20 protein-coding genes are annotated in these 18,695 nt (G+C 30.4%); all 20 read right to left on the bottom strand.

Annotated elements, in window-relative coordinates; all coding sequences use genetic code 11:
• Positions 1-11: 11 nt before the first annotated feature.
• The 20 genes from BUB90_RS17060 to BUB90_RS16965 all read right to left on the bottom strand — a co-directional run bounded on the left by BUB90_RS17060 (position 12) and on the right by BUB90_RS16965 (position 18,554).
• Positions 12-1,004: a site-specific integrase gene (locus BUB90_RS17060; RefSeq protein ID WP_073289655.1), complete on the bottom strand. Its 993-nt coding sequence runs from the start codon at positions 1,002-1,004 to the stop codon at positions 12-14.
• A gap of 98 nt (positions 1,005-1,102) precedes the next feature.
• Positions 1,103-1,708: a hypothetical protein gene (locus tag BUB90_RS17055; protein ID WP_073289654.1), complete on the bottom strand. Its 606-nt coding sequence runs from the start codon at positions 1,706-1,708 to the stop codon at positions 1,103-1,105.
• Positions 1,709-1,902: 194 nt separating this feature from the next.
• Positions 1,903-2,226: a hypothetical protein gene (locus BUB90_RS17050; protein ID WP_073289653.1), complete on the bottom strand. Its 324-nt coding sequence runs from the start codon at positions 2,224-2,226 to the stop codon at positions 1,903-1,905.
• Positions 2,227-2,817: 591 nt separating this feature from the next.
• Entirely contained in the window at positions 2,818-3,105 is a 288-nt protein-coding gene (locus BUB90_RS24440) for a sigma factor-like helix-turn-helix DNA-binding protein (RefSeq protein ID WP_073289652.1), read from the bottom strand.
• A 122-nt stretch (positions 3,106-3,227) separates the two neighbouring features.
• The gene (locus BUB90_RS17040; RefSeq protein WP_073289651.1) at positions 3,228-3,458 is read right to left on the bottom strand and encodes a sigma-70 family RNA polymerase sigma factor; all 231 of its coding nucleotides are present in this window, start codon (positions 3,456-3,458) and stop codon (positions 3,228-3,230) included.
• A gap of 620 nt (positions 3,459-4,078) precedes the next feature.
• Positions 4,079-4,672 carry a 4Fe-4S binding protein gene (locus BUB90_RS17035; protein ID WP_073289650.1) on the bottom strand — a complete coding sequence of 198 codons (594 nt, stop codon included), beginning with the start codon at positions 4,670-4,672 and terminating at the stop codon, positions 4,079-4,081.
• 1 nt (position 4,673) lies between these two features.
• On the bottom strand, positions 4,674-4,904 hold the full coding sequence (locus BUB90_RS17030) for a 4Fe-4S binding protein (RefSeq protein WP_073289649.1): 231 nt from the start codon (positions 4,902-4,904) through the stop codon (positions 4,674-4,676).
• Between the two features lie 125 nt (positions 4,905-5,029).
• Entirely contained in the window at positions 5,030-6,328 is a 1,299-nt protein-coding gene (locus tag BUB90_RS17025) for a chloride channel protein (RefSeq protein ID WP_073289648.1), read from the bottom strand.
• Between the two features lie 136 nt (positions 6,329-6,464).
• Positions 6,465-7,604, bottom strand: coding sequence for a macrolide family glycosyltransferase (locus BUB90_RS17020; protein WP_073289647.1), 1,140 nt, complete (start codon positions 7,602-7,604; stop codon positions 6,465-6,467).
• A 38-nt stretch (positions 7,605-7,642) separates the two neighbouring features.
• The gene (locus BUB90_RS17015; protein WP_073289646.1) at positions 7,643-9,433 is read right to left on the bottom strand and encodes a MutS family DNA mismatch repair protein; all 1,791 of its coding nucleotides are present in this window, start codon (positions 9,431-9,433) and stop codon (positions 7,643-7,645) included.
• Positions 9,426-10,325 (bottom strand): DegV family protein, encoded by a 900-nt coding sequence (locus BUB90_RS17010; protein ID WP_073289645.1) that lies wholly within the window; start codon positions 10,323-10,325, stop codon positions 9,426-9,428. Before BUB90_RS17010 ends, BUB90_RS17015 begins: the two co-directional genes overlap by 8 nt.
• Before the next feature lie 100 nt (positions 10,326-10,425).
• Entirely contained in the window at positions 10,426-12,348 is a 1,923-nt protein-coding gene (locus tag BUB90_RS17005) for a B12-binding domain-containing radical SAM protein (protein ID WP_073289644.1), read from the bottom strand.
• Between the two features lie 46 nt (positions 12,349-12,394).
• Positions 12,395-13,039 (bottom strand): class I SAM-dependent methyltransferase, encoded by a 645-nt coding sequence (locus BUB90_RS17000; protein ID WP_073289643.1) that lies wholly within the window; start codon positions 13,037-13,039, stop codon positions 12,395-12,397.
• A 118-nt stretch (positions 13,040-13,157) separates the two neighbouring features.
• Positions 13,158-14,381, bottom strand: coding sequence for an aminotransferase class I/II-fold pyridoxal phosphate-dependent enzyme (locus tag BUB90_RS16995; RefSeq protein WP_073289642.1), 1,224 nt, complete (start codon positions 14,379-14,381; stop codon positions 13,158-13,160).
• A gap of 82 nt (positions 14,382-14,463) precedes the next feature.
• Positions 14,464-15,579 carry a peptidogalycan biosysnthesis protein gene (locus BUB90_RS16990; protein ID WP_073289641.1) on the bottom strand — a complete coding sequence of 372 codons (1,116 nt, stop codon included), beginning with the start codon at positions 15,577-15,579 and terminating at the stop codon, positions 14,464-14,466.
• Entirely contained in the window at positions 15,576-16,199 is a 624-nt protein-coding gene (locus BUB90_RS16985; protein ID WP_073289640.1) for a sugar O-acetyltransferase, read from the bottom strand. The genes BUB90_RS16990 and BUB90_RS16985 overlap by 4 nt, the downstream gene beginning before the upstream one ends.
• A 25-nt stretch (positions 16,200-16,224) precedes the next feature.
• Positions 16,225-16,935, bottom strand: coding sequence for an ABC transporter permease (locus BUB90_RS16980; protein WP_139241792.1), 711 nt, complete (start codon positions 16,933-16,935; stop codon positions 16,225-16,227).
• A 70-nt stretch (positions 16,936-17,005) separates the two neighbouring features.
• Positions 17,006-17,704: an ABC transporter ATP-binding protein gene (locus BUB90_RS16975; RefSeq protein WP_073289638.1), complete on the bottom strand. Its 699-nt coding sequence runs from the start codon at positions 17,702-17,704 to the stop codon at positions 17,006-17,008.
• A gap of 65 nt (positions 17,705-17,769) precedes the next feature.
• Positions 17,770-18,072, bottom strand: coding sequence for a zf-HC2 domain-containing protein (locus BUB90_RS16970; protein ID WP_073289637.1), 303 nt, complete (start codon positions 18,070-18,072; stop codon positions 17,770-17,772).
• The gene (locus BUB90_RS16965) at positions 18,066-18,554 is read right to left on the bottom strand and encodes an RNA polymerase sigma factor (RefSeq protein ID WP_073289636.1); all 489 of its coding nucleotides are present in this window, start codon (positions 18,552-18,554) and stop codon (positions 18,066-18,068) included. The genes BUB90_RS16970 and BUB90_RS16965 overlap by 7 nt, the downstream gene beginning before the upstream one ends.
• Between the last annotated feature and the right edge of the window lie 141 nt (positions 18,555-18,695).

Here is an 18,695-nt window from a genome sequence, read left to right as displayed (position 1 = left end):
ACAAATATATTTTATAGTTCTTTATATATCCCTGTTTTAACAATTTTTGAATTGATATAAGAAAACCATTCAATTTCTTTTTTACTATCCTGTGGTAAACAATCTTCTATTATATCTTTATTTGCTCCGGTTAATCGAATAATAACGCTGTCATTAACATCCTGCAACATAAGCTGTGTTATCCCGTATTTTATGATTCCAGTTATATCAGTTTTTTCAATTTCTGTTTTTAAATAATTAGTGATTCCGGATGAAGATGTACCAGAACCCCATTGCTTTCCATCTGTCCCAACGAATAAGAAGCCTTCAAGATAATTGAATTTCTTATCTATGTATATCTGTTTATAATATTTAAATTGCCTAGACAAACCCAATGGTAATCTTATATCATATCCATTTACTGTAATCAAACTCAGCTCAGTATCTAAATCCGAAATTTTTATAGCTCTTACAACCCTATAAGTACAACCAGTAAGTAATATTAACTTTATACACAGTGCAGCCACCATATGTTTAAAATTTATATCTTTAATATTATTGCTATTCTGATCTATTGCTTTATCAATTTTGTTATCACACCATATAATTAATTTGTTCACTGTAGCATCATCTAATGCCTTATACGATTCTTTGTCTTGTAATACTTCGCTTTTACTTATAAAATCATAGCACACCTTAAGGTAAGAGCCCTTTCTCTTCTGTGGCAAATCCAATTGACTTTTCAAGCTGATATTCTGTATTTCTGAATTATCAAAAATATAAGCAAATAACTGACCTACTGCGCTTATGTATTTTTTAGCTGGTTCCTTTTTTTGAATTTGTTCTATATTTACTAGATACTCTAAGCTATTTAAAATTCCTTTTACCGTCATACCACGTAAAGTAAATTCATTATAAAATGAGGCTTGTTCTATTTGTGTTTCAATGTAGTTAATAAAATTATTTATATCATTAATATATCCTGGATTTTCATTTAAAAATCTATCTTTTAATTCTCTTATCATAAAATCCCCCTTTTTATTTACCATAATTATACACTAACCATTTTGTTCTTACAACATAAAAAGACACCGTATCCATACGATGCCTTTCATATTATCTATTAGTCTCCGTCATGTCGCTCTATTATAGTAGATTTAATAATTTCACTTTCTACAATTTCTATGTAATCTTCATAAAATGATTTATCTAATTTATCTTTATTGCTAAATCCCCCAACTATTTTGAATATCTTATAAAAAAGTGCTATATATACAGTCATTGATACTGCAACTACTGGTACCATAACAACTAAATATGTTAGTATATTTTGCAATAAACTAATCTGACGATCTACTGTAGGCTGCAAAATAGTTCCAGTATAAAAATCCATAAAAGCACTTATCAATAGACCTAATATATAAATAATTATTGGTATTACTATACTATTGGTCATACCAGAAAAAGAACTTCTCTTTCTTTCTTCATTTATCAAATATCGCTTAAATTCCTTAAGATCAACTTGTTTATTTGAAATAAGCCCTTTAACATGGTACTGCCATTCAATATAACTGTCAAACTGATAGCTTTTATCAATATTATATAACTTTTTAGGTAAGCTTTTACTTGTTCGACATACATACGCATAAATAACTATTTCAGTTTCATAATCATAATCTATTTTATCTTTCCAAAACTCCTTATAATCTAACCCATTATTCTTTTTCATAATACATCTCCCTCCTCCCCCATCTCATATACATAAACACAAGTAAATTCTTTTTATTTTACATATTATTACTAATTATTATTAATGTCAACAATAAAAGACACCTACCACTATGATAGATGTCCTTATCTTCCTTACCATTCATCATTGATGAAGAATAACTCTAATCATCATTGCACTACTGTATTGCATCCTCACTTCTGAATACTCTTCAATGTCAATTGCTCATATACTGGTGTTTTAACAAAGCTGTCCTGCACTTTGATTCCTGCCTGTAAAAAAATAGCTTTTAGTACTTTGGCTATTTCATACGGACAAGCACCTTCCGCTTTCATAATACGTTCAATTAATCTTCCTAAAGATGCCACACTCTCAAATGTAGCTGCTGGGATAGGATATTGGTATGTAAAGGTATCCTCTAACCTCTGTTTTACATTAATATGCGCTGTCGTGATAAATTTTTTATCATTCCATTCTACTGATACTACATTTTTTTCATTTATACTTTTGTTTTGCATATAAATCTCCTTTCAATTTTCCTATTCTTGAAAGAAGTTCCTAACCATGATACAATGATTTCACAGAAGGAAACTTCTATACCAATAACGGATTGCTCAACTTTCGACGGACGGGCATTCCGTTATTTTATTTAACCACCTCTATGTTTAGATCACAAGGTAATTTTGTTAACAAATTAATCATCGTTTAATTCGTACACTATTGTCAATATTTATTTTTTGTCTACCTCCACCTACTTGAATTTAACAAAGCGCTTTGTTAAATTCAAATTAACATATAAATTCTAATCTGTAAATCCCCTCAAACAGCCATTCCACCAAGTCTTTGTTCACTAAATTTTGGTTTAGCTTATATACCAGGAATAGGGCGCATCACTTTAACTACTATTCATTAAAATTCTCCATATAGAATAAGGTTTAACATAGTGATTCACTAAATAATAATTTAGCTAAGTAAATTCCCTAATTATTAAAATTTTATAAATTAAATCATTTATAAAAGTACATAAAAAAGTAAGTATCACCTATCCTTATTACCTATTGGTGATACTTACTTTTTATATGCTTCTTTCAGGGTTTGTAATAGATGCCTTACCTCTTTTCTCCTAACTTCAAAGAAGCTCTCTCCGTTGCACTGGTCCATGTATGATTAAAACTTCCTACACTACCCCTGTACGCCTCTACAATAGCTATTTCGTATCGTTCTGCAATAGTTCGCTTAACTCTTGATGTTCTTAGCTTTCTTAGTGCTTTACTTTCCATCTGCCTAACACGTTCCCTGGATACTCCAATCTCTTTGCCAGTAGTTTCAAGCGTTAGATCTTTTCTATACCAACTAACTATAACTTGGTTCTCCAAATCGCTTGTATTCTCTGCCACAATGCCCCATAGAGAGCCTTTCTTGTCCTTTTCGATTATTTTTCAAGTATATCATTTTCAATCCCATTTAAGCCGATTACAGAATCAGATAGAAGAATATCATCATTCTCGCCACCAATGGATTAATCCAGGCTATCCATGTTACCCACTTCATACAATGCTTTCCTCATAGACTGAATATCCGTAATACTCGTATCAAGTAAACAACTAGCTTCACGATCCGTTGGCTTACGTTTATACTCTTCTTCGAAGCTTTTAATAATCTTACTGTACTTATTGTACAATTGCTGTGTATAAGCTGGTATTCGAATTGATGAAGAGTTATTTTCAACATACCGTTGTATAGACTGCATTATCCAATATATTGCGTAAGTAATGAACTTCACTTCTGCAGCACTATTATAATACTTGACGGCTTCATACAGGCCGAAATACGCTTATATCTACTCGTGAAGTGTACTTTCTGGCTATCTTACAGATCATGCCCTTATTCTGTTAATAGAGTTTACCCATGTTATCTGAAGGATTTATCTCCTTGCAGATTAATGCTACTAGTTCCTCATTACTCATTTGACATCCCCCTTGATACCTAGTGAAGATATCTTTGATATTCCTCACCATCTGAATTGCTTGATGCTCTCTTCATAACTTCGCTTGCCTTAACAAAATGAATGACTGTATATGTTTAATAAGGTTTCAGTTAAAAGACAGATAGAGAGTATCAGTGTTAAATATGGACTTAAGAAAATAAAGATCCATGAAATTCGCCATTCACATGCAAGCTTACTGATTGAACAAGGCTTTAATCCTCTATATCTGAAAGACTTGGTCATGATGATATACAAACTACCCTAAACACATACAGCCATCTGTACCCTAATAAACATGGTCAAATGGCTGAACAACTTAATAGTTTGAAATAAATAGTACCATTTTAGTACCATTATCAATTTTAAAGTCCTTATATTATCAGTTATTTATTGATTTTACAAGGATTTTTTAATTTACATATCCCTTGTGTCATTGTCCCCATAGGACAATATACACACCATGATCTTGGCTTATATAAAATCATAGTTATTAAACCTAATATTGTTGAAGTCAACATAACACTATAAAAACCAAATGCGAATTGTACCATCCATGGTGCTATCGCTGTTCCATGATACGCAAAACTCCATGGAACTTTGAAGGTCCATAAGATTTTAACTATTTCTCTTAAACCATGAACTTCGCTAAACACAAGATACGTAGTGAATAACATATTTCCAAACATGGTTAAGAAGAACAGCAAGAATCCATAGCGAAACCAACTGCTACGAATGAATGCAGGGATATCCTTTTTTCTTGATAAGCCCAACTTATTACCCAGTAGATCAAATAATTGTCCTCTTCCACAGTAGCGATTACAGTATGCTTTATTTCCCTTTCCTATGGATATTAGTAGTGGTACCACAAAGCAAATCAAGCCTATCCAAGCAAACAGGATATTAAAGAAACCTAATACTAGATATGCAGCAGATATAATCCAAAGGTATTCATACCATCTCTTCTTCTTGTTTTTCATCTTATCCTTTCACCTGCTCTTTCATAGATTCTTCTTGATGAACCTTAATTTCAATTACAGAGGCCGGACATTCTTTCGCACATAAACCACATCCTACACATTTTAGTAAATCAACTATGGCAGAGACGCCATTGGGTACATGTATTGCCTCCTTTGGACAGACCTTGATACAACTACCACAAGCCACACATTGTGCTTCGTTCACAGAAGCAAATCTTCTTCGTACTGTCATAACTACCTCCCTATTTTTTATAGAGTATAACAAATAGAAAGGGGTTATATCTGTAACTAAATCACACATAGGGGATTAAAGGATAATCATGCTGATTCGCAATACCTCACGTATTCCAATAAATTTTAATCCCCATCCTTTACATTTCTATTAATATACCTTGCTTTATATTTAGAATACATGATTTTTTGCTCTCCATATAATCCTGAATATCCCGATAACACATAACTAATCGCAATCGCCAATAGAAAATACGGTACTGCTTTATAATTAAACAATTCAAAACTAATAAACAAAGTGGCAAGCGGACAATTTGTTACTCCACAAAAAAGCACCGCCATACCGATACCAGCACACAGGGAAGGCGAAACTCCAAGAGCAATTCCAATTGCCGAACCTAACGTAGCACCCACGAAAAATGTAGGAACAATTTCTCCACCTTTAAAACCACCACCAAGGGTAATTGCGGTAAATAGCATCTTAAGTAAGAATGCATATGGAACAACATCTCCAAGGAAAGCTCTTTTAATCACATCAATACCTGCTCCGTTGTAATCGCGACTACCAACTATAAAGGTAAGGCAAATGATTGCCACACCTGCTATAGCTACACGTATATATGAATTTTTAACTAGTTTTTCTAATCCTCTAGACGTTTTATGCAAAATCAGACAAAAGATAGAGCTTACCCCCGCACCAATTATACTTATTAGAACTACGACAGCAATCATCTCCAGATTTAAATCAGGTACATTGATTATATGAAAGGATTCCGGACTTATTCCTATAATTTCAGAGGCAAAATGAGCAGCCACTAAAGAAGCCACTACACAAGGTAAAAATGCTGCATAATACATGACTCCCACCGTAATTACTTCCATCGCAAACACAGCAGCAGCCATCGGTGTCCCAAATAATGCTGAAAAGGCAGCACTCATACCGCACATAATCAATACTTTTCGATCCATCAGATCGAGCTTAAGCACACGGCCAATTTTGTCACCGAAACTTCCACCTATCTGTAGCGCTGCACCTTCCCTTCCTGCTGAACCTCCCACTAGATGGGTAAGCACCGTTGCGATAAAGATCAAAGGTGCTACCCGAAAAGGTACCGCCCCGCTATTATGTATCGTATCTATTACAATATCTGTTCCACCATCCTTTGTAATACTACAACTACGATATAATGCTACAATTATAAGACCAACAACTGGCAGCAGGAATATTAACCACGCATACCTGAATCTTGTTTCTGTTGCAAACTCCATACAAACGCCAAATAAGGAGCCAAAGGCTCCTACTAATAATCCGACCACGACAGCCAGAACAATCCATTTTGCAAACATAATACATTGTAATCCTACTGTTTTTGACTTTTGAGTTAATTGTTCGATTTCTTTTTTACACCATTCTAAAACTTTCATTTAAGTAATTCGCCACCTATTATGTAATTTATGTTGTTATAATAAGTATACCGAATCTACATAATAATTCAACCCGGAACCGGTTATTCCTATTTCAAAACCTATATTCTTTAGATACCTAGATTGGAATCCAATACTAAAATTTACTTTCCAATTCTAAGTACTCCAATATTATTTCAACCGCTTTTTCATTTCCATCATACTCCAGCATATCTTTCTTTAGGAACTTGATATTTTCATTTATTGTTTGATCACTCATAACTTCATAGGATACTTCTCGAATTTTATCTACCGTAAGCGATTTCAAACTACAGCATTTTCCTATTTCTAATTCCTGAACTCTTGCTCCTACATAAGGCTGATCTGCTGCCATCGGAAAAACAACCATAGGAACTCCAAACTTGATAGCCTCATTTACACTATTCATGCCTCCATGAGTCAAAAATAGACTGGCATTGTTTAGTATTTCGACTTGAGGAGCATAATTAAAAATATGTATATTTTCACTGACATTTTTGAATACTTTTTTGTCGATTGATTTACCAATAGACATATAAATAGTAACGTTCTCATTACGAAAAGCATTAATACATTTTTTATAAAATTTTAAATTATTATTAAATATAGTTCCAAGAGAAATGTATATAATAGGGTGCTGACTTACAATTTTTTCTTCACATATATATTTTGTTGGAGAACCTACGAAAAAAAAATTTTTATTGCTAAAATCTTCGTTATGTACCTGAAAAGCTTTTGATGTATAAACAATATTTACATCTTGTTTCGTATTTGATATTTCTTCAAAAAAATCTTTTACTTCTAAATCTAACTTACGAACTTGATACTTAGTTTCAAATTTCCGTATTAATTTATTTTTGAATATAGTCAACATACTACCTTTTTTACTAATAAGTTCATTTATTACTGTCTTGTTTAATGCAAAGGTTGAAAATACTCTTATTGATGGTTTATTAAGTTTATCTGCCAATCTTTTTCCAAGAATAAAAAACATTTCATATATGATGCAATCATACTCATCCGCAACTGATTTTATGGTATTGTAGAGTGCATAATAGCAATTATTAAGTACCATAGGGTTCCCTTTGTATCCTTGATATTCGATGAACTTAGCACCCCTTTTCTCGATTTCTTCTCTCCATTCACCTGATAACACATACCCTACTTCATGCCCTCTTTTGATAAACTCATCAATCAAACCCAAGGTTGGGGTTACATGTCCTGCATACGGAAGATTTGCCATAAGAATTCTCACCATTTTCCTATCACTCCTTCGTCAAGTAATAATAGATTTACTTATTTCATTAAACCTGCCATTTTTAATATATGTACTGCATTCTTGGTTCTGCATTTACCTTCTTTTATTTTATAATCAAAATAGATTTTATCATTTTTATAATACTCCTCGAAATGATAGTTTAAGCCCATTATTTCACGTTGCTCAACCAAACTACATAATTCGAAATCATGTGTTGATACTAAAGTAATTACATAATCCTTATTCAAAGTTTTAATAATTTCTTTTGCACCTACTATACGGTCAGTAGAATTCGTTCCTTTGAATATTTCATCAATTAAGACAAGCATGGGGGTTTTCTTTTCCAGATTTTCAACCACTTCCTTAATTCGCAGAACCTCTGCATAGAAAGAAGATAGACCTTTAGAAACATCATCCTGCACTCTCATAGACGTAAATATTTTCATGAAAGAAATACGCATACTTTTAGCACATACAGGTGCTCCAGCATATGCTAAGATTGCGTTAACACCTACTGTCCTCATAAACGTTGTTTTTCCCGACATATTGGAACCAGTAATAATGCTAATTCCTTTTTTTGTATAAAATGAATTTGAAACAACATCTCGTAAAGAAATCAATGGATGTGTAATTAGATCCACTTCAAAAATTACATTACCACTTTCTACAAATTCAGGGAAAGTAATAGATTGATTATTTGCAAGAACGGACAAGCTTAATAATGCTTCTACTTCACCAATTATTTCAAATAAATCCGTCATATTCTCACCAAATTTCCTTTTCCAACGTTCAAGATAGGATATACAATGAATATCATATAAAAAAAACAGCTGTAAGAATATATGAATATACGGATTTGTCTGCAATGAAAACGCATCATTTACATAATTGAGTTTCTTGATTCCTACTACCGTCTTATTCTTTCCTTTTAATTTATTGTTGAGTACTTTTAGATATTCCGACTTAAAATTAGCATTTCCGATACATTTAATCAAATTATAATAACCATTAATATTTAAACAAAAATTATAAATATTCTGTGTTACCTTCTTACTTTTATAACTAACATAATACGCACATATCAATTGAAACACTCCTAAAACTCCTATTATATTCAATACTTGATATCCACATATCTGTAATGCTAATAAAATTAACATGAAACAAGTAAGAATAACAGCTCCTATACTTATAAAATAGCTAATTAGACGGTCTTTTTTATTTAAATATTTTATAAACGAATTGTACCATTCTTTTACATAACTTCTACTATTTAATGCAATTTTTGTACTCAATGTTTCAATTTCAAGTGACAAATCTTCTCTTTCAATTAATTCCTGTACTGCTTTTTGACGCTTACATAAAGTTTTCTTATCAAAATTAGTATTTTGTAAATAAGAGGCAAGGATCTTTCTCCCTTCATATGTATTAGCTACACATAAATACTGATATAACGAGTTTTCTCCAAATATATCAAGATCAATTTCAACACTTGACTCTTTCGTAATAAAATCATTTCCTTTATCCTCAAATTCAGACCATAAATCTTGTAATCTGTTATCTCTTTTTTGGAGCACTTTTTGTTTTGCAAATATATAATCTTTCTTCTCCTTTATACTTTCATGAAAAAGTAACAATAAAAAAAATAGTATGGACAAAAAAATGAATACGAAAAAAGTATCCTTCCTTTTATCAACAACGCTTACAATAAAAGATACGATACCAATAAGGGCACAGAGCAGTCTTAAATTAGACAGCATGTTGCATTTACTACTAATCGAGTGGTATTCTGAATTAATATTTCTAAGATCTTTCTCATATTTACTCATTGTTACCTCCTAGCATATCTGACTTTTTCATAAAGGCTACACCAATTGGATGTGGTCCAGTATGTGAAGCAATGATTACTCCTATTCTTTGTATTTTCACTATAGATTTAATATCCAACATTTCTTCGAGCTTTTCCTTCAATATATTGGCTTCTTCAATATCTAAACCATATCCCACCACCCATAAATATTCTTTAGGGCTTTTTTTTGTATTTTTGAAATAATCACACACTGCATCCAATAATTTTATAATGGATTTTTGCCTATTTCTTGTCATTCCAACAAAGTGGTGTTCTCCATCACGCAGCATTAAGACAGGTTTTATGCCTACTTTAATATTTACCAATCTTGCTAAATTCTGAGTTCTTCCTCCTTTAGATAATAACTTCATATTTCCTATTGCAAAGTATATTCTTCCGGTATTCTTTACACCTTCGATGTATTGTATTAATGTTTCTATTTCCATTCCTGATTTTTTTAAACGTACACATTCTTGTATAAGCAATCCTTGTAAGACAGTGTTTACCCTTGAATCTATAATGTGTATAATCGCGTCTTGATATTTTTCTAGAATCATATCTTTTGCATTTATTGCACTTTGATAAGAGCCACTAAGGTTTGAAGTCATACAAATGCACAGTACCTTATCTCCTGTCTTTGCCAACTGTTCAAACACAACATAATAATCATGAACAGCCGGTAACGAAGTCCTAGGAAATATATTTTCTTCCTTTATCTTGTTATAAAACTCCTCTACAGAAATATCAACATAATTTCTCAGATATGTATTCCCATCGAAAGAAACATAACATGGTACTATTACTAAATTATTATCTAACAAATATTTCTGTTCCAGATCACAACCACCATCACTTATAATTACATATCCCATATTTTTCTCCTCAGTTTTATAATAAACATCAAGTCCCTAGCTAATTACTTAAATATTCAATTTGGTAACTCAATCATGTTGACTATTTTTTTCATAAGAATCAATGGTATAAGGTTGACTTAGAATTGATAACTTTATTATTCAAAAGTTTATTGAACATTTTTAATAGAAATGAATTTTTTGATAGATGCAAATATAATTTAATAATTACCTTGGAAACTACATTGGGTTTTTCTTGAAATGGATTACCATTACTATTATACTTTTTAAATAACATTTCCCAACAACTATCTGCAATCGTAAACCACAACAATTTATTCGATACATTTTTCACAAAAATATCAACTAGTTCATCACAAAATGGTTCCAGTGCAAGTTCCATTTCTGATTGCGATTTACCTGTATCTTCTCTAATAAATGGTATATTTATCATATTAAAACTATTTACATTGTAATCTATCCTTTCTATTCCAAATTCTTTATAGTGATCGTAAATATATGTCTCACTATTTAAATTAAAGCAATTAAATGTAACGAAAAATGGTACTTTAGAAATATGATCTTCTGTACTAATGAAAAATTTCTTTAATTCTTCTCGATCTAGCTCAAGTTCATTAGGGAACCCCAGTATCAGGCAGAAGTGTAAGCCAATTCCATACTTTTTGCACCATTTCATTTCATTGTTTGCTATGTTGACATATTCATTTGGATTATTTGTTTTATTCATATTCTTTAATATTCTAGGTGATGCCGCCTCAAATCCAATCCACATCTCCCTACAACCAGCTTCATGCATTAGTGAAATTAATCTTTCATCAAATCCCGAATCTATTCTTGTTCTAATTGACCAATGAATACGTATCTCATTTTTTATAAGCCCTTTTGAAAATTTTTCTACAAGCATAGGACTTGCAGCTTCATCAAGTAAAAATAAATTCTCACAATTGTACTTTTCTATATAATGTTTTACAACATTAAGATAAGATTCTATATTTAATTCATATCTTTGCGATTTAAATTTATTAATATTACAGAAAGTACACTTACTCCAAAAACACTTATTAGATAGTTTATCCGTAAATACAATTTCTGGAGAGAAATACTCTTCTAAATTCAAATCACTATAATCAGGAATTATTGAATGATCAATAACATTCTCATAAAGTGGTCCTTTTACTTCTATTTTTTTATCTTCTGTATAATAAGCAAGACTTTCCAGAGAAGATAAATCTACATTTGGATTCTTATACAGTTCAGATAAAGAATTGTCGTTTCTAACTAAGAATATACTATCGAATTCTAACATAAGTTTTTCATTTATAATCAGATTATCAACAACTCTAGAGTAACAAAATTCATCAAAACCATATCCTAAAAAGTTAATATGTGTATTTGGTAAATGTTTTTTAATTAATTTATTAAGAGTTACAACCTGAACAATTTCCCATGGAAATACAATATCAATACCTACAACTTCAGGATTCAATTCGATTAAATATTGCATTATAGTACTCTCCATTAAATCAATTAAAGGATTATGCTCTCTATCCATACTATACTTAAAAACTTTATCTAAATCATTTGTATCAGACCCTATTTCAGGCCAAAAGATCATCTTATTATGTATCAATGTACCATATGTATTGTATATAATCTGTTGCGCCTGAGTAACAATGTTAACTGCCCAAGATAGTGTATTCGTATCAGCAAAAAGTTTTTTATCCTTAAAAACATTTATCGCTTCTTCTATATTCTCCAATACATTACTTTTTATAGCTGAAAATGTTTTTTTAGTCAACTTCTCACAAAAAGATACATTAGAATGTGTTAACCTTTCTTCATGTATTTCACATTTATTCAAAAAATCTTTGCTTAATATTTTTTTCCATATTAACAGATTTAAATCAATATGTTTTACATCAATATTAGTTTCTCTTTTTAGTAAACTACATACTTTTGAGGTTGAATTTGGTGGATTAGAAGGAAACATTCCAAAATTATTAATAATCGCTATTTTTCTCAATTCAATTTCTCCTTTATAATTATTAAGGTAATATTGACAATAATATTTATTTTATTTTTTTAAAAATAGAGGAACTAATTACATTACTCTTATCTATCTTATACTTCACCCTATCATAACCATATGTTTTCATTACCGGGTAATAATCATAAATATTATGGATTGGATGCCCCGCCCAAATATGATGAATCCATGAAATCGAAGGTCTAAATAAGTTTTGAAATAACTTATGTAATGGTTTCGTTGCTACATGTTCATCTGCAATACATAAAATCCCCTCTTCTTGCAATAACCCACATATATACGCTAATACTTCCTTTGCATATTCCCATTCAAATGTGTTAAGCATAAAATTAACTAATATCACATCATACTTTTTCTCAACGGTATGCTTCATAATATCATTACAAATGAATTTAACTCTATGATCTAAGTTTTTTTTGGTCACATTTTTTTTTGCAATATCAATCATTTTTGATGCAATATCAATTGACGTAACGTTTTTGCTTTTCTTAGCGATATCTACATTAAATTGTACCGAACCGCAACCTATATTTAATACTTTATCATTCTCATTTATATATGGAAGGAAATACCTTTGAGATCTTATATTTCCACCTTCTGATATTAGATTTGTTATTACATTGTAAAAAGGTGCCATTTTATTATAATTTGTATTTTTTTTCTGCATCGATTTTTTATTCTGTATTATTTATTATCAACTTCTTTTGAAGAAGAAATGATATACAGCCTTTCTATATACTTACTATACGTAATCACAATACTATTTTCCATAAATCATTATATTTTTAATTACTCGCGTAATCTATAAAACCAAATTTCTTTCCTCCTTTAATTATTATATCTGCTACAGTTTTTATGTCTTCACTAGTATGTGCTGCCGTTACATTAACTCTTAACCTAGCCTGTCCTACTGGGACAGCTGGGGATATAACTGGAAGCACAAAAATATTGTTATTTTGACAATATGTTGTCATTTTAATTGCATTTTCATCAGCACCCAACATAATAGGGATTATTGGAGTTTCAGTATTTCCTGTGTTAAAACCTGCATTATGTAAATACTTTAGTAATAAATCAACATTATTTTTCAGCTTATCTCTTTTTGCAGCACCTTCAGTTTCTAAAATCTCAAGTGTTTTGTATGCGGCAGCTGCTATAGCCGGTGGTATAGCTGCACTAAAGATAAATCCTCTTGACAAATGTTTAAGGTAAGTAATTAATTTTTCATTATTACAAGCAATATATCCTCCAATAGCTGGTATCGCTTTACTTAAAGTTCCCATTTTTATATCAATGCTGTCTTTCATATTAAAATGTTCTTCGATTCCTCTACCGTTTTGACCCAGTATACCAAGACTATGTGCCTCATCAATCATCAGTAATGCATTGTATTTATTGCATAGCTCAACCGCATCGGGCAAATTAAAAATATCACCATCCATACTGAAAACTGCATCTGCAACTACCAACTTTGTAACATTCTCTGGAGCCTTTGATAATAGACTTTCAAGATGACTCATATCATTATGTTGAAATCTCTTATGTACAGCACCTGAAATCAAACATCCGTCAACTATACTTGCATGATTTAATTTATCTGACAATATCCAATCTTTTCTTCCCACAATTGCATTGATTGTCGATAAATTTGTCATATAACCGGTACTATATGCAATTGAATATTTTCTACCTACAAAATCTGCTATTCTTTTTTCTAATTTCCCATGAATATCAAGTGAACCTCCAAAATTCCTAACTCCATGTGTCCCCGTTCCGTACTTTTCAATTGCTTTTATTGATTCTTGTTTTATTCTTTCGTCATCTAATAATCCTAAATAATTATATGTCGCGAACATGAGCATTTTTTGATTTTCAACATATACCCATGGCCCTTCAAGATTATTAATTTCCTTTAAATAGTGATAATCCCCATTGCTCTTATTTAATGACGTACGTTCCCATAACTCTTTGACGCCGCCTATGCTTTCATAAATATTATCCTTATCCATTGTAATTTCTCCTTTTTCTTTATTTGTATTTGTATTAATTTATTATGACTCTTTAATTTAAGTCAAAACCATCATCTCTTCTTTATTCAGCACTCTCATAGGCAAAGTTTTTAAACATCTTATAAAATGAATTTCCAAATAATTTGTTAACTAAATTGTTACGGAACCTAATATACATATACATTTTTTCCACATATGCACCAGCCTTTATCTTCGGTAAATAACAGGTCTGACCTAGTTCAACATAATCTTTCTTTCGCTCGATTCCAGTTTTTACAATCAGATAAATCATATTAAAATACAATCTATACTGTTCGTTAAAATCATAGTCAAGTCCTACATATAACGGACGTAAGTAATCCTCGTCCTCTACTATTAACTCAATTCCAACAATCTCCTCTCCTTTAAAAACAAGTATTGCCTTACTCGTATTGTCTAAATTATTATTAATCTGTGTGAAAAAATCTTCATTCAACTTTTCAAATTTATTTTCAGCCTTCTTATAAACGTTCTTATATAATTTATTCATAGCTTCTACATAAGGAGAAAAATCTTCAATTAATTTAGCTTCTAACTCATCACTATGGAACCTTTTAATATTTCTTCTCATTTTTACTTTTGTTTTACTTTTAAAGCTATTTATATAATCTTCAAAATTATCCCACTTAATTTTCACAAAAGAAGTTGGTAGTGATTCTATTTCCTTATAACCATAATGTAAAAATTGTTTACCGATTTTATGATGATTTCCGATAAAATCCCTAATCATAATAGATGCTACCTTCTGTTTCTTACCTATGTCCAATAAAATCATATTCAGCTCAGATAGAACTTCTTCTATAAATCCTTCTTCCTTTATCGTCAGTACGTTTGAGCAAGTAGCCACAGGCGTTCCACATCCCAACAATTTTAATTTCAAAAAATTTTTATGATATTTCCTTATTTTATTTAGAAGACCAATTGATATGAACACATCGGTTACTTCTTCTAACTTTGTGTAATGGGTAAATATACAAGTATGGGCAACTAGTTCTTGATTTTTCCAAAACATCACATACCAATATTCATTCTCAATATTTAGAGACTGCTCAACACTTAGCAAAAAATCATAGCTTTTTGATATATTGTTTTTTTTAATTATAGAATTCCACAGTTCTTTATCGATGTCTTTCAAAGTCCTGAAAATATTTACCTTCATTCTTCCTTACTTCCCATCTGCATTTCATATTTTTCTTTCATTTTATTCCAATATTCATTATCTTCTGCTGTTATAGATCGTAATACTTTACAGGGGTTTCCTACAGCTATAACATTATCAGGGATGTTTTTTACTACAACGGAACCTGCACCTATAACAACATTACTCCCAATTGTTACACCAGGATTAATTACAGAATTGCCTCCAATCCAAACATCATTTCCTATCGTTATTGGTTTGCCTATATTAAATCCTTCACCTCTAATCTCAGCACAGATAGGATGACTAGCCGTATAAATGCAAACCCTAGGTCCTATAATCACATTATTCCCTATGCTTACTTTACATGTGTCCAATACTATGCAATCATAGTTAAAAAACACTACATTCCCCACTTGAATGTTACTCCCATAATCACACTGAAATGGTGGTTCTATCCAACATAATTCTCCTACATTACCGAATAATTCTTTTATTATTTGAACTCGATCTTCTACCTGATTTTCTGTTGTATTATTTAATTTTCTTATTAAATTTTTACATCTCCTAGATTCTTGATTAAGTTCTTGATCATAAAAGTAATAAAGCTCTCCCCTAAGCATTAAATCTTTTTCAGTCATACATTAAACTCCTTTTATAATATATTTAGCTATTAATATCTGTCGATTCGAAAATTTTACCACCCACAATAACTATAACTGACGTTAATAGCAAGAAAGAAAGAAAACTCTGAAAGCAATTTATAACTTTTATCTCAAAATATAAATTGTTGGTCTGTGTATTTAATAATAATTTCATAATTCCCAAACTTTCCATATTCACTCTAGTAAAAATAATTTTTATTATTGAACTAAAAGTATCATTCAATATAATATAAGCCAAACTTACTATTATAGAAGTAAACATATTTTGAAAAAACATATTAATAAAGCATATGATAGCTCCAATAGATGCGTATATTAGAATTCCTATAATTAATCTTCCAATATTACCTATATTTACTAATTCTTCAATATTATAAAAACCCAACAATCCCCCTATAATAACCACAATTTCATAAACTAATACAATCGATATTGCTATAGAAATAGCTTCTATTAATTTAGAGAAATAAATTTTATACTTACTCTTTTTAACAATTAATTTTAATTTCATAGTTTTACAACTAAATTCTTCACTAATAAATAAAGTAACCATAATGGCAACTATCATTCCCAATCCTTTTCTAAAATCAAGCCCAGCCATAAAAACCTCTTGCGGACTGGTGAATAGTGTAAGACTTCCAATAATAGATATTCCAAGCTTTATATCATTTTTTAGTAGTAAAACTAATACTAATCCCAATAAACTTATCAAAATGTATAAACTCCTAAATGATCTATTCTTTTTAAATCTATAAAAATCGCAGTTTAGCAGAGTAAGCATGCTACTTGCCTCCTTTTATTTTCAAATAATAATCTTCTAATTTTATTCCAGAATCTATTATTTCAGCTTTAGAAAATTCTTTTATCATACGTCCGTCTTTTAGTATTCCAAAGTCTGTTGCTATTTGCTCTAATTCACTTAATATATGACTAGATACTAAAACTGTAATTTTCTCTTTATGCAATTTAAAAATTAAGTTACGTAAGTCCATTATTCCTTCTGGATCTAACCCATTTAAAGGTTCATCAAGCACTACTAAATCGGGTTCACCTATTAATGCTAATGCAATGGCTAAACGTTGTTTTAACCCCAGCGATAAATTCTTCGCTAATTTATCCTTATGCTTTTCCAAACCTAAAGTTAATACTATAGCAGCTATTTTCTCTTTTTCTAAAATACCTAGCAATTTGCAGTGTTCTATAAGATTTTGTTCTACGGTTAAACTATTAAAAAATGCAGGTTCATCTACAACAGCCGAAATTCTAGGTAAATGATTACGTTTTTCTTCAACGAAATTTATGGTTCCTCCATCGGGACTCAAAATCCCTGTCAATACTTTAATTAATGTAGTCTTTCCTGCTCCATTTTCACCAATTAACCCATAAATAGAACCTTTTTTTATATTTACGTTTATATGATTAAGAATTACATTTTTTTTGTATGATTTACTTATATTCTTCAAAACAACCATATTGTCCATAGAAACTATTCCTTTCAATTAAGCAAACTCAATTTAAAGTATGATCAATTTAATCATTACATTGTTTAAAATGGCTTTATCCCAATAAAACAATATATAATTAGCCCAAGAATCATGGCTAATATAAATCCTTTAACTACATTCTTAATCCTATCTTGTTTCAATTTTCTGGTTATTCCTTTCAATACTTTAACCTCTTCATTCTCTTTTTCTATTGAATCTAATGGAACGATCATGTTCTCATAATCCTTTTTACAGCAGTTACAGCCTTGTAGATGTTCTTCAATTAGATTACGACTTTTATTACTACACACACCATCTATATAGAGTGGTAACAAATCTCTAATTACTTCGCACTCCACTAACATCTTAAATCCTCCTTTAATTTTCCTTTCGCTCGATAGAATGTTACTCTAGCCCAACTTTCCGATTTATCAAACAATTCAGCTATCTGCGCAAAAGATAATTCTCCAAATATTCTCAACATAAAAACTTCTTTATAGGGCTCCTGAAGCTTGTGTAATAACACATGTATTTGTTTTGCTTCTTCACGATCTTCTAATTTTATAACAATATCATCATCTTGAACTTCCGTTTTATATTGATAATTTTGATTCTTTTTACAGTAATTAAAATAAGTGTTTTTCGCTATTTGGCATAACCATACAAAAATGCTACACCTTTCCTCAAATAAATTAATTGCTTTCATTGCTTTAAAAAATGTTTCTTGTGCAATTTCTTCAGCCACATTCTCATTTCTACATAATGTTAATAAGTACTTATATACATCTTTAAAGTATTTTCTATATATTGTTTCAAAGTCATTATAATCAATGGACTTACCCACCATTTCACCTCCTTATATATGACCATCTTAGTTAAATTTTGTTACAATTTTTTTCTTTTTTATTATTTGGTCACACTAAAGGTATTTAAATTATTTTTAAGAAATAAAGTTCTTTGTATAAATTTATTTCTTAAAAATAATTTA

The sequence above is a fragment of the Anaerosporobacter mobilis DSM 15930 genome (assembly GCF_900142955.1).
In the GTDB taxonomy this organism is placed as follows: Bacteria; Bacillota; Clostridia; order Lachnospirales; family Lachnospiraceae; genus Anaerosporobacter; species Anaerosporobacter mobilis.
This window is presented reverse-complemented; position numbering and strand designations above follow the sequence as displayed.